Raw genomic sequence first — 13158 nt, 5'->3', positions numbered from 1 at the left:
TAGAACCCGCCTGGGCCGGGAACTCCGAACGGAGTTCCCGGCCTTTGTTGTTGGATGTGCTCTGGGCGTACACACAAGCCCTCGCCAACCGGTATCCTGGGAGTATGGCACGTAAGGAAAAGCCCGCAAAGGCGCAGAAGGAACCCGGTCGCTTGAAGCAGATGTGGCAGGTCTTCCAGATGACCCGCCGCTACGACTCGAGTGTCGTTTGGTACATGGCCCTGGGCCTGATCGGCGGAATCGTCGTGGGTCTGGCAATGGCCCTCTGGCTCGCCTCGGGCAGCGTATTTGGTCTTGTTCTCTGGCTGATCGCCGGCCTGTTCGCCGGTATCCTGATCGCGATGATCATCCTGGGCCGCCGCGCCGAGCGCGCCGCCTACGGTCAGATCGAGGGTCAGCCCGGCGCCGTGGGCGCGATCTTCCGCAGCTCGCTGCCCCGCGGATGGCGCGGCGATGAGATGCCCATCCACGTCAACCCCCGCACCCAGGACGCCGTCTACCGCGCCGTGGGCCGCGGCGGAATCGCGCTGGTTGCCGAGGGCCCGCAGTCGCGCACCAAGCGCCTGCTGGACGATGAGCGCCGCAAGGTCGCCCGCATCCTCCCCAACGTGCCGATCAACACCTACTTCGTGGGCCCGGACCCCGACTCGGTGCCGCTGCACCAGGTCCCCAAGACCCTGCGCAAGGTCAAGAAGAACCTCACCAAGCCCGAGGTTATCGCGGTGAACAACCGCCTGTCCTCGCTGGGAAACAACCTGCCCATCCCCAAGGGTGTTGACCCCTTCAAGGTTCGCCCGCAGCGCGCCCGCTAAATCCTCTTCTGTACACAAAACCGCCCACCGGAATCCGGTGGGCGGTTTTGTGTACGCGGCACTGTCTGGGTGCACGATCGGATGAAAAGAAAGGGGCCGAGAACGCGTGTACGTTCTCGGCCCAAGATTTCGAGGAACTAGGCGCGGGTGCGAATCAGCACGGTCCCGGCAACCTTGTCGTGGAAGCCTCGCTGGTCCGAGTCCCAGACCAGGGCGGGCACCACGAGCATCAGCAGCAGGGTGCGCACCACGGGCTTCCAGAATCCGATCCAGCCGCCCGCCCCCAGACGCACCAGATGCAGCCCCATGATGCGGTGACCGAGGCTACCGCTGAGGGTCGGAATGAAAATAATCTGCAACACACCGAAGGCCACGTGGGTCCACAGGGTGCCCAGCGGCAGGCCGAAGGGCAGCAGAACCGCCGAGGCAATAGCCCAGTCGATACAGAGCGCCACGAAGCGCCTTCCGACACGCGCGATACTGCGCGGGCCCTGATTGGGCAGCCCCAGCCGCTCGCCGGGATACTTACTGGGTTCGAGTTCACCAAAGGTGGTGGGCCGTTTTTCACCTGACACACCTCAAGTTTACGGTGAGTAGACTCGTAACATGCCCGAAACATGGGTGACACCATCGGGAAATGACTGCTGCGTACGCTCGGAGCAGGATGTTCCCCCTGCCATCCCCCTCTGAACAGATTTTTGGAGCTCAAACAAAATGTTTACTGATTCCGCCGAGGTGCTTGCGTTTATTAAGGAAACGGACGTTAAGTTCGTTGACATTCGCTTCACCGACCTGCCCGGTGTCCAGCAGCACTTTAACATCCCGGCCGCGACCGTCGACGAAGACTTCTTCGCCATTGGCCAGCTCTTTGACGGTTCGTCCATTCGCGGATTCGCAAACATCCACGAGTCGGACATGCAGCTGATCCCGGACGTCACCACCGCCTACATCGACCCGTTCCGCAAGGAGCGCACCCTGATCATGGTGTTCGACATCTACAACCCGCGTAACGGCGAGCGTTACTCGAAGGACCCGCGTCAGATCGCCCGCAAGGCCGAGGACTACCTCGCCTCCACCGGCATCGCCGACACCGCCTTCTTCGCCCCCGAGGCCGAGTTCTACATCTTCGACGACATTCGTTACGAGTCGAAGCCGCAGGGTTCGTTCTACTCGCTGGACTCCGACGAGGCCGCCTGGAACACCGGCCGCAAGGAAGAGGGCGGAAACCTCGGTAACAAGACCGGCTATAAGGGTGGATACTTCCCCGTCAGCCCGGTCGACAAGCACGCCGACCTGCGCGACGACATCTGCCTCAAGCTGATCGACGCCGGCCTGATCCTCGAGCGTTCGCACCACGAGGTCGGCACCGCCGGCCAGGGCGAGATCAACTACCGCTTCGACACCATGGTTCACTCGGCCGATGACATCCTGAAGTTCAAGTACATCGTCAAGAACACCGCCGAGCAGTGGGGCAAGACCGCAACCTTCATGCCGAAGCCGATCTTCGGTGACAACGGTTCGGGTATGCACACCCACCAGTCGCTGTGGCTGAACGGTGAGCCGCTGTTCTACGACGAGAACGGCTACGGCGGCCTGTCCGACACCGCCCGCTGGTACATCGGTGGTCTGCTGAAGCACGCCGGTGCCGTCCTGGCCTTCACCAACCCGACCGTCAACTCCTACAAGCGTCTGGTTCCGGGCTATGAGGCACCGGTCAACCTGGTCTACTCGGCCGGTAACCGCTCCGCCGCGATCCGCATCCCGATCACCGGAACCAACCCCAAGGCCAAGCGCATCGAGTTCCGCGCCCCCGACGCCTCGGGTAACCCGTACCTGGCCTTCGCCGCTCAGCTGATGGCTGGCCTCGACGGCATCAAGAACCGCATCGAGCCGATGGCTCCGGTAGACAAGGACCTCTACGAGCTGCCCCCGGAGGAGGCCAAGGAGATCCCCCAGGTTCCCGCGAACCTGGAGGCCGCCCTGTCCGCCCTGGAAGAGGACCACGACTTCCTGCTCGCCGGTGGCGTGTTCACCCAGGAGCTCATCGAGACCTGGATCGGCTACAAGCGTAAGGTCGAGATCGAGGCGCTGGCTCTGCGGCCGCACCCCTACGAGTTCGAGCTGTACTACGGCGTGTAATCTCACACACCACCACTCAGGCCCTCGGGAAGTCCGCTTCCCGAGGGTCTTGTGTGTCCGCAACCTCCCCAACCCGGCACGAGTTCGAGCTGTACTACGGCGTGTAATCTCACACGCCACCACTCAGACCCTCGGGAAGTCCGCTTCCCGAGGGTCTTGTGTGTCCGTCTAGGGGCGGCGGGCGTGTCGGATGCGGATGCCCGCGCCGGCGATGGCGAGCAGCAGCGCACCCACCAGCAACGGCACCCAGTCGGGCACGCCCGTCCTCCCCAGCTCTCCGCCACCCGAGGCCGTCGGGGGCGCAACACTCGCCGACAGATCTGGCGACGGATCACCCGGGGTGGTCGGGTCACCCGATCCCGACGGATCGGGGGTCGAGGTGGGGTCGGTCTCCGGGATCGCCAACACCTGCGTGCGGGCTCCCCCGTCACCACCCGCCCCGAGATCCCCGGTCGGATTGTGCAGGGCGAGCACCAGGAGTCTCGACTCGGCCGTCGCGCCGGGCCCGCGGTGTACCCGGAGTGCGGTATCGGTGAGCGCCGGATAGAGGGGTCCCGGCTCCCCCGTGGCCGTATCAACCCAGAGGTCCGGACTGGTCGGGTCAAAGCTGAGAGCCTCGGTCTGATCCACCGGCTGCGCGACGCCATCCGGCGCCCAGAACGGCGAGGACGTGACCACACGATAGCGCAGCGACCCCACCCGCTCCGGATCGATCTCCAGCGAATCCAGGCTTACCGGCAGTACCAGCACGTTGTTATCAAACGTGTTGGTGTCCACCGAGCCGTCCAACACATTGACGGGCTGAGAGTCCACAATCACATCGTCCTCGGGCGTCTCCCCGAGCCTGGTGAGCCGCGCCAACGGCAGATCCAGTGACACCACACTGGCGAACGCGACGTCCACGCGGTAGTCCTCGGTTCCGCTGCCCGTGCTATCCACATAGACCTCAATCGTCGAGCTTGGCGATAGCGCCGCCCAGTTACCCCAGGTCGAGATGCCAAAGGACAGGGTGCCGGTGGTCAGGTCCCCTCCGGCGGCTCGCAGCGCGGGGAGCGTGCTACCCGCGCCGACTGCCCGGAGGTCCAGCGCGCGCACCGAGGGAACATCGGCCCCGTCCCCTCGCACATCAAGATCCTCACGACGCGGGCTCTCCGCGCCGAGCTGAAGCGGTGCGATCAGCGACGTATAGCCGTCGCCACCCAGCGTGCCCTGATTGAGTTCGCGTCCGCTCAGCGTGAGCGGTGACACGCTCTCGCCCGGACCGATGGGTCCCAGCGCCGCCCGCAGATCCGCGGTGGGTTTGGGGGCGGCGTGCACGGCGACCCGGAGCGGGGGCTCGCCCCGCGTGCTTGCCGTCACCGTGCCGGATACCTCCGACAGATACTGCCATGCGACACCCCAGGTGGATCGGTCCCGGGTCGCGTCGATGTTTTTCCGCAGCGCCGCGGGGTTTTCGATCCGCAGCGTGATCGGGATACGGGCGCTCTCCCCCGCACCCACGCGTATCGATCGCGGAATCTCAATCTCGGCACCGGGCACGGTGGTCGCCGCGCGATAACTCAGATCGTAGGTGCGCGCGGTGGTCCCGGTATTGGTGATCGTGATCCCCCGCTCCAGGACCACCGGCTCGGCACCGATCTCGGAAACCCCGAATTCGACACTGACCCCCGCGGCGTTCTCGCTGTCGGAGAGTGTGGTGTGCGCGCGAATCGCGGCCAGCGCATTAACGCCGCCCGTGCCCACACGCCCGGGCCCAAACAGATTGTCGGCGCGAAACAGATCGGTGTCTGCGGTGTTGACAATTGCCGTCTTGAGTGCGCTACCGCGCAGCGCGGTCCCCTCGGCAACCAGGGCCGCGATGCCCGCGACCTGTGGCGAGGACATCGAGGTGCCGGTTGCCACCCGCACACCGGTCCCGCTGCCCGCCCCCGCCGAGGCGATCTGCGTACCCGGGGCGGCCACATTGGGTTTGACCACACCGATCGATCCGTGTGGGCCGCGCGAGGAACTCTCCGCGAGTGCTCCCGGTAACCCCGAGTCGCCGCGCGCGGTCCCGCGGCCCTCGGGTGAGAGCCGAACCCGCAGTGCACCGATACTGGGACGCAGCGCCTCCGAACTGGACCGGGTGAGCTGAATACCCGGAATGGTTGTGTTCCCGGCGATCCCCGCGTCAAAGGAGCTTCGGGTCGAATCCAGGACGACACCCCGGGCCCCCGCGGCGGCTGCGGCGTCAAAACGGGCGGCCGAACCGCAGGCGCGGGCAGTCACATCATCCTCCCAGCGCAACCACACCCAGTTTCCCGCGACTCGAGCCGCATCCTCGGTGCTAAATGGCTCACAGCCCTCGCTGTTGTCCCCGGACGGTCCGGCCACGACGGTCCCGGTCAAGGCCTCCGGATCCGCCGCAGCGTAGGCAAAATCGGCGCTGTACTGTCCGGTGGTCTCCCCGGGTGTCGGTGCCAGGATTTCGGCCCGGTCGAGGGCGAGAGTCGACCCGATCGCATTGGCAACGGTGAGCGCAGCCGGCGCATTTCCGGGTGATCCCCCCACGTCGTAGAGGTCTCCCGCATTACCCGCGGCAATCACCGGGAGCACACCCTCCCGCGCCAGCACCGCGATCATGTCGTTCTCCGGATCGTCTACGGGCGCATAGTCGCTCCCGAGGGAGAGGTTGACAATGTCGGCGCGATCATCAAAATTGCCATCACCGTTGGGATCCAGGACCCGGTCTAGGGCTTGAAGCACCAGGTCGGTGCTGCCCGCACAGCCAAACACGCGATAGGACAGCAGCTTTGCCCGCGGTGCCGCACCCGGTCCGGGGCGCTGGGTGGCAAGCTCCTCATCACTCAGCGCGGCGAAGTCCGTTTCGGCGTTTTGCGGGGTGCCATCGGCGCGGATTCCGTATCCGGCAGCGGTGCCCGCCACGTGGGTTCCATGCCCGGCCTCCGCACAGTCCAGCGGATTGGCGTCGGGTTTCGGCGTGGGCTGAAAGGTGGGGCTGTCCGGACTCGGATCGTAGCTGTCGCCGGCAAAATCGTAACCGCCGGCAAATTTTGCGGGGTCAAACAGGCCCGCCGGCGGTGCCTCGGCCGCCGAAGCCTGGGCAAACGCCTCGGCGGTACCCGGGCCGCCGAAATCCGCGTGAGTGTAGTCGATGCCGGTATCCACCACCGCGATCGTGATGTCTGTGCCCGTGCGCCCGGTCTCTCGCCAGGCGGCCGCCGCCCGGGTATCCCGCACGGTTCCCGCGTTATACGGTGTTGCTCCCGTGACGGAGTTGCGCACGGGTTCTCCTCCGAGCCGCTCCGGGCCCGCCGTGGTCGCACGCTTCTTGGTTACGATCGGGGTGACCTTGCGGACATCATCTCGCGCCCGCAGCCGCTCCACCTGGTCGGCGGACGCGGTGAGCGCGACGCCCGGGAGCGTGTCGGTGGTGATGTATAACGGGGTCTGCCCAAGGTCGGAGGCCAAGCGACGGCCGCGTTCGGTGATATCCCGCCGGGTATCCAGGGTGCGCCGAGCGGAATCGCCGCCACGAGCGGTGGAGAAAGTCTCGAATGCGCTCGGCCCGCGCAGCTGCACAAACACGGCAACCGGTGCGGTGCCCGCGGCCGGGCCTGCGGTGGTCTGCGTGGGAGTGTCGGGCACGGCGGCCTGTGCCGAAGCCAATCGCTCGCGAGCATCCGGCGGCGGACCGGGTGAACCTTCCTGAGCGAATGCCAGGGGCGCCCCGCCCGCGACAAGAACGACCGCCAACAGCGCGGCGGTGTAACGACGATAGTGTGCCATGATGCTCTCCCTTTACCGGTCCCGCACTGGACATTCGGAGGATTTCCGAATGTTGTACCGCGCGGTACCGGAGGATCTCCGGACCGCCTGGGGAGAGCGCAGCCACGTTTCTCACGAGCGGTGCTGCGCGGGGGCACGGCACGGCTATGGGGCGAAGGTAGGCCCAAAGACTGAGTCTGTTCTCGACCCACACCTGATATCTCATGCACGTTCGGAGGCGACAGCGTGTCGGGCCTCAGGCGCACGATGCGGGACTGGACACGCCCGTCCCCTAAAATTGGGCTGATCGATTCACGATCCCCGAACCGAGGAGTATTTTCCGTGACCGACCAGACCGTCGCTCCCCAGCGCCCCGCACCCCGTCGTAACTCGGCCGGGACCAGCACGATGGCCTACCTTATTTTTGCAAGCCGGTGGATCCAGGCACCGCTCTACCTGGGACTGATCATCGCCCAGGTGGTCTATGTCTACGTCTTTGGCGTGGAACTCTGGCACCTCGTGGAGCACGTCATCACCGACGGCACCCACATCGATTCCAACCTGATCATGCTGAGCGTGCTCGGCCTGATCGACGTGGTCATGGTGGCAAACCTGCTGATCATGGTCATCATCGGTGGTTACGAGATCTTCGTCTCACGCATGCGACTGGACGGCCACCCGGACGAGCCAGACTGGCTCGCCCATGTGAACGCCAACATGCTGAAGCTCAAGCTCGCCGTGGCGATTATCAGCATCTCCTCGATCCACCTGCTGAAGACCTTCATCGAGATTGGCAAGCTCTCCACCGATGGTAAGGGACTCGGAGACACCGAGTCCGCGATCCTCTGGCAGGTGCTGATTCACCTCGCATTTATCGTCTCGGCCATCGCCCTGGCGTACATCGATAAGATGCAACACTCCTATCAGATGGCCGCCTCACACTCGGCCGAGGCCACCGCGCTTAACGCCCCCGCCGATGCCCGTATTCCCGCGGAAAATCACTAAAAAGTAGCGGCTTCGAGCCGATCTACCCCACGGCCCGCTTCCTTCGACCTTGCCGAGAAGGAAGCGGGCCGTTGCGCATGCCGCCACTTACAGGTGCATAATGTACGAGGTAATCATCCGGCGCACCCGTCGGGTGACGTTTTTATTGGGGAGCACAGCGTGCATAACGAAGTTTCGCCGGGCGATCAACGCTCGGCTAAACGCATCCTTCTCGGCGATCCACTGCCGACGGACAAACTTGAGGGTCAGTTGCTCTCGAAGAGACTGGCCCTGCCGATCTTCGCCAGCGATGCCCTCTCCTCGGTTGCCTATGCACCGCAAGAACTCTTGATGATCCTGATGATCGGCGGGCTGGCGTTCCTGTCACTGGCACCGTGGATCGCCGCCTGCGTGGTCATCCTGCTGCTCGTGGTGATGCTGAGCTACCGTCAGCTGATCAAGGCCTACCCCTCCGGGGGTGGCGACTACGAGGTGGCTCGGAAGAACCTCGGCGAGACCGCCGGACTGACCGTGGCCGCCGCCCTGCTGGTGGACTATGCGCTCACCGTGGCCGTGTCCATCGCCTCCGGTGTGGACAACATCATCTCCGCCCTACCGTTCCTGAACGAGTGGCGCGTCGAGATGGCCATCGGCTTTGTGATCATCCTGGTCGCGGTCAACCTGCGTGGCGTCTCCGAGTCGAGCAAGCTGTTTGCGCTGCCGACCTACATCTTTGCCGGCAGCGTGTTCCTGATGATCGTGGTGGGCTTTGTCCGCATGGTCCTCGGCGACGCCCCGGTGGCCGAATCCGCGAACTATACGGTTCACGGTGAGAGCCTCACCCAGGCCGCGATGGTGCTGCTGATCCTGCGCGCCTTTGCCAGCGGGTGTAGCGCACTGACCGGTGTCGAGGCGATCTCCAACGGCGTGCAGGCATTCCGCCTGCCCAAGATCCAGAACGCTCAGAAGACCCTGGTGGCCATGGGCGGGATCGCGATCGTGCTGTTTGCCGGCCTCACTGCCCTCGCGCTGACCACCGGCGTGCACTACGCCGAGAAGCCCTGCGACCTGCAGGGCTTTGCCGATTGTGCCTCGACCCCGCAGCGCTCGCTGATCGCGCAGGTGGCCTCGGCCACCTTTGGTGATGGCAGCTTCCTCTTCTTCCTGGTGCAGGCCGCGACCGCCCTGGTGCTGCTGCTGGCCGCCAACACCGCCTTCAACGGCTTCCCGATGCTCGGGTCGGTCCTGGCTCGCGACGGATACGCCCCCAAGGCGCTGAACACCCGTGGCGACCGCCTGATCTACTCGAACGGCGTGATCATCCTGGGTCTGGTCGCCATCGGCATCCTGCTGGTCTTCCAGGCCAACCTGACCCAGCTGATCCAGCTCTACGTGATCGGGGTGTTCCTCTCGTTCACGCTGGGACAGTTCGGCATGGTGAAGCACTGGCGGCGGGTACGCCGCGAGAATAAGTCGGCTCCGGGCTCGATGTCGGGTCTGCTGATCAACGGCCTCGGTGCCACGCTCACCCTGGTTGTGCTGCTGATCGTGACCGTGACCAAGTTCACCCACGGCGCATGGGTCGTGTTTGTCATCATGCCGATCCTCGGCCTGCTGATGGCCGGCGTGCACCGCTACTACCGCGATGTGGCCCAGGAGATCCAGGTCGACCCGGACATCCGGTTCGGATCCGACGGCGACCTCGCCGTGGTCCTGGTGGGCCGCCTGGACAAGCCGACCCTCAAGGCACTGGACTATGCCCGCGCCGCCAAGCACGACCGCCTGATCGCGCTGCACGCCTCGATCGATCCCGAACGCAGCAAACAGCTCAAGGCCGACTGGGAGGCACTGGATCTAGGGATCGAGATATCCTGCATCCCCTCGCCTTACCGCGACGTGGCGATCCCGGTGTCGAAGTTCATCAAGCGCGACCGGGTGGAAAACGGCCCGGCCGTGGTCACCGTGTACATGCCCACCTACATCGTGGGCCACTGGTGGGAGCGCCTGCTGCATAACCACCGCTCGCGCCAGATCCAGCAGCGCCTGCTGCTGGTGCACGGCGTCACGGTGAGCCTGGTGCCGTGGCTGCTGGACTCCTCGGAGATGATTTACGGTCGTCGCTCCCGTCCGCTGCCCGGTGATGCCCGTCGCGGTCTGCCGCAGCGGCCTGCACCGATGCGACCGGCCGGAGCGCGGGTGTCCAACGGAGCGATGCGCCTGCCCGAGGGTGCGGTCAAGCCTCCGCAGGAGCCCGGCGCGGACACGATCGCCAACACGATCGTCCCCGAGCCCGAGGACAAGTAGGCCCGGATAGACAAAAAGCCGGCCGTCACGAGTGATCGTGACGGCCGGCTTTTTGCGTGGCGAAAAACTAGCGCGACTTGGGTGCGCGAATCATGGAGATGTAGGAGATGACCCCGATGATCGCACCGAAGGCGATACCGGTGATCGCGAGGAAACCGAGCACGTGCATGGTCCACTCGGCCGAACGCTCACCCAGGTTGACCAGCAGCGGCAGCAAAATCAGGGCGAGTCCCAGAACGGCGCTGGCCACGCGGTTACCCGTGCTCAGGCGCTTCCAGAAGGCCGACAGCACCAGCAGCACACCGATCACGATGAGCACGGTGTTCACGATCGGGCCCACGGAGGTCTCGGGCGCGGTGGAGGTGGTTGCAAAGTAGATGAGTGCGGAGAGGAAGACACCCAGTCCGAAAACAGATACGAGCGTACCGGTACCGCGCTCGTCGGCCGGGCTCTTCTCGCGGCTTTGTGTAGTGGTCATAAGGACACGCTACCAATACCGACTGCTATCCGAGAAGTGGACCCACCGCGGTGACCCGCAGGATCGCCTCCCCGGCCTCGACGGACTCGGCTAAATCGACCACCGCCGAGATCCCCCAGTCTCCATCGCCGTCGGGGTCCTCGAAGACCTGACGGACCTTCCAGACCCCCTCGGACTCGGCCGGGGACTGGTCCACGGTGAGCAGCTGAGGACCGCGGGCACTCGGGCCATCGCCGAGGGAATCGTAGTCCTCGTAGTACGCATCCATCGCCTCGGACCAAGCGTCGGCATCGAAGCCCGCGGCACCATCCAGCGCACCGAGCTCGTCGAAGCGGTCGCGGGCTGCCAGCTGAACCCGGCGGAACATCTCGTTGCGGATGAGTACCAGGAACGCTCGCGGGTTGGAGAGAATGTTGCGCGGTGCCGGCGGGAGTGCCTGGGCCTGCTCGGCGTGCTTTTCGGGATCCGGGTGGGCGAGTTCCTCCCACTCATCCAGCAGGCTCGAGTCGACCTGGCGCACCAGCTCACCCAGCCACTCGATGATGTCGCGCAGCTCCTCGCTCTTGAATTCCTCGGGCACGCTCTGGCTGATCGCCCGGTAGGCGTCGGACAGGTAGCGCAGTACCAGGCCCTCCGAGCGGGCGATCTTATAGAAGCTCACGTACTCGGTGAAGGTCATCGCGCGCTCGTACAGGTCGCGCACCACGGACTTGGGACGCAGCTCGAAGTCGCGCGCCCAGGGTCGCTCGGTCGCGTACATCTCAAACGCCGCATCCAGCAGCTCGGCCAGCGGCTTGGGGTGGGTGACCTCCTCGAGCAGCTCCATCCGCTCGTCGTATTCGATCCCCTCGGACTTCATCGAGTTGACGGCCTCACCGCGGGCGAGGAACTGCTGCTGGTTGATAATCGGACGCGGATCGTCCAGGGTGGACTCGATCACCGAGATCACATCCAGCGCGTGGGTCGGCACGTCGGGATCCAGCAGCTCCAGCGCGGCAATCGCAAAGGGCGACAGCGGCTGGTTGAGGGCAAAGTTTGCCTGCAGCTCGACGGTCAGACGGTACTGGATGCTGCCGTCCTCCTCGGTGAAGCGCTCGATGATGCCCGCGGAGACCAGGGTCCGATAGATCTCGATCGCGCGCCGGGCCAGCTCAAACTGGCGCGTCCGGGGCTCGTGGTTGTCAAAGACCAGGGCGCGCACCCGGGCAAACGCATCCCGACCGTGGGCAACCACGTTGAGGATCATCGAGTGGGTGATCTCCATATGACTGACCAGCGTCTCGGGCTGCGCCTCGATGATGCGTTCGAAGCTCGCCTCACCCCAGGAGACAAAGCCCTGCGGCGCCTTCTTGCGGATGATCTTGCGCTTCTTCTTGGGGTCGTCCCCGGCCTTCTGAATCAGCTTGAGGTTTTCGATCTCGTGCTCGGGCGCCTCGAGGACCACGTCGCCGGCGGTGTCAAAGCCCGCGCGGCCGGCCCGGCCGGCGATCTGGTGGAACTCACGCGCCTGGAGCTGGCGCATCTTGACACCGTCGTACTTGGTCAGCCCGGAGAGCAACACCGTGCGGATCGGGACGTTGATGCCCACACCGAGCGTGTCGGTGCCGCAGATTACCCGCAGCTGCCCGCGCTGAGCCAGCTGCTCAACCAGGCGGCGATAGCGCGGCAGCATGCCGGCGTGGTGCACGCCGATACCCATCCGCACCAGACGCGACAGGGTCTTGCCAAAGCCGGTGGTGAAGCGGAAGTCGCCGATCGCCTCGGCGATCTCGTCCCGCTGCTCGCGGCTGACAATCTTGACGCTGGTGAGCGCCTGCGCGCGCTCGGCCGCGGCGGCCTGAGCGAAGTGCACCACGTAGATCGGGGCGCGCTGAGTCTGCAGCAGTTCCTCGATGGTCTCCTGGACGGGGGTCTGGACGTAGCTGTAGTGCAGCGGGACCGGACGGGTTGCCCCGGTGACCTCCACGGTGTCCCGACCGGTGCGGCGACTGAGGTCGGCCTTGAGGTCGGTTACGTCGCCCAGGGTGGCCGACAGGAGCAGGAACTGGGTTTTAGGCAGGGTCAGCAGCGGAACCTGCCAGGCCCATCCGCGGTCGCGGTCGCCGTAGAAGTGAAACTCATCCATGACCACCTGGCCGATATCGGCGTCCTCGCCCTCGCGCAGCGCTTGGTTAGCCAGAATCTCCGCGGTGCAGCAGATGATCGGGGCGTCGGCGTTGACGGCCGAGTCACCGGTGACCATGCCGACGTTTTCGGCCCCGAAGGCCTCCACCAGGGCAAAGAACTTCTCGCTCACCAGCGCCTTGATCGGCGCGGTGTAATAGGTGCGCTCCCCCGCGGCCAGGGCGGCAAAGTGCGCCCCCATCGCGACCAGGGACTTTCCCGAGCCGGTCGGAGTGGAGAGGATCACGTTGGCCCCGGACACCAGCTCCATCAGCGCTTCCTCCTGCGCCGGATACGGGGTGATCCCGCCGCTGGTGGCCCAGTCAAGGAAGGACTCAAACACGTCATCGGCGCTGGCCTTGGCGGCGTACAGCTCATCGATGCGGGTGGAGAGTCCGGGACGGGAAGGTGCTGCGGAGGAAGACATGGCTCCATTCTCCCAGAAACGCGCCCTCGGGTGCCGCACACCGCACGGGCGCACGCAAACATCACCGGACCGATACACGCTAT

At 65.3% G+C, this 13158-nt stretch carries 8 protein-coding genes; 4 read left to right on the top strand and 4 right to left on the bottom strand.

The window, feature by feature from the left end:
* Positions 1 to 104: 104 nt before the first annotated feature.
* Positions 105 to 812, top strand: coding sequence for a DUF4191 domain-containing protein (locus tag M2390_RS06440; protein WP_030143601.1), 708 nt, complete (start codon positions 105 to 107; stop codon positions 810 to 812).
* 137 nt (positions 813 to 949) lie between these two features.
* On the opposite strand, the gene M2390_RS06435 is transcribed toward M2390_RS06440, so the two are convergent.
* Positions 950 to 1387, bottom strand: a complete 438-nt coding sequence (locus tag M2390_RS06435) for an RDD family protein (protein ID WP_259177679.1) — start codon at positions 1385 to 1387, stop codon at positions 950 to 952.
* 139 nt (positions 1388 to 1526) lie between these two features.
* Between M2390_RS06435 and glnA the strand changes: the two genes are divergently transcribed.
* Positions 1527 to 2951, top strand: a complete 1425-nt coding sequence (gene glnA / locus M2390_RS06430) for a type I glutamate--ammonia ligase (RefSeq protein WP_121688683.1) — start codon at positions 1527 to 1529, stop codon at positions 2949 to 2951.
* Between the two features lie 168 nt (positions 2952 to 3119).
* On the opposite strand, the gene M2390_RS06425 is transcribed toward glnA, so the two are convergent.
* Positions 3120 to 6740 (bottom strand): S8 family serine peptidase, encoded by a 3621-nt coding sequence (locus M2390_RS06425; RefSeq protein WP_259177678.1) that lies wholly within the window; start codon positions 6738 to 6740, stop codon positions 3120 to 3122.
* Between the two features lie 321 nt (positions 6741 to 7061).
* Between M2390_RS06425 and M2390_RS06420 the strand changes: the two genes are divergently transcribed.
* Complete coding sequence (locus tag M2390_RS06420; protein ID WP_259177677.1) at positions 7062 to 7724, top strand: TIGR00645 family protein; 663 nt, start codon at positions 7062 to 7064, stop codon at positions 7722 to 7724.
* A gap of 159 nt (positions 7725 to 7883) precedes the next feature.
* Positions 7884 to 10007, top strand: a complete 2124-nt coding sequence (locus M2390_RS06415; protein ID WP_259177676.1) for an APC family permease — start codon at positions 7884 to 7886, stop codon at positions 10005 to 10007.
* Positions 10008 to 10074: 67 nt separating this feature from the next.
* Here the strand turns inward: M2390_RS06415 and M2390_RS06410 are convergent, their stop codons facing one another.
* Positions 10075 to 10485 carry a hypothetical protein gene (locus M2390_RS06410; protein WP_259177675.1) on the bottom strand — a complete coding sequence of 137 codons (411 nt, stop codon included), beginning with the start codon at positions 10483 to 10485 and terminating at the stop codon, positions 10075 to 10077.
* Between the two features lie 25 nt (positions 10486 to 10510).
* The gene (locus M2390_RS06405) at positions 10511 to 13075 is read right to left on the bottom strand and encodes an RNA helicase (RefSeq protein ID WP_259177674.1); all 2565 of its coding nucleotides are present in this window, start codon (positions 13073 to 13075) and stop codon (positions 10511 to 10513) included.
* Between the last annotated feature and the right edge of the window lie 83 nt (positions 13076 to 13158).

The sequence above is a fragment of the Mycetocola sp. BIGb0189 genome (genome assembly GCF_024810155.1).
Lineage (GTDB): Bacteria > Actinomycetota > Actinomycetes > Actinomycetales > Microbacteriaceae > Mycetocola > Mycetocola lacteus.
The sequence above is the reverse complement of the archived record's forward strand: the minus strand, read 5'-3'. Positions and strand labels throughout refer to the sequence as shown.

Excerpts from the sequence above, each read along its gene's own strand:
- M2390_RS06440 (WP_030143601.1), top strand. The coding sequence starts at position 105 with ATGGCACGTAAGGAAAAGCCCGCAAAGGCGCAGAAGGAACCCGGTCGC.
- glnA (WP_121688683.1), top strand. The coding sequence starts at position 1,527 with ATGTTTACTGATTCCGCCGAGGTGCTTGCGTTTATTAAGGAAACGGAC.
- M2390_RS06425 (WP_259177678.1), bottom strand. The coding sequence starts at position 6,740 with ATGGCACACTATCGTCGTTACACCGCCGCGCTGTTGGCGGTCGTTCTT.
- M2390_RS06410 (WP_259177675.1), bottom strand. The coding sequence starts at position 10,485 with ATGACCACTACACAAAGCCGCGAGAAGAGCCCGGCCGACGAGCGCGGT.
- M2390_RS06405 (WP_259177674.1), bottom strand. The coding sequence starts at position 13,075 with ATGTCTTCCTCCGCAGCACCTTCCCGTCCCGGACTCTCCACCCGCATC.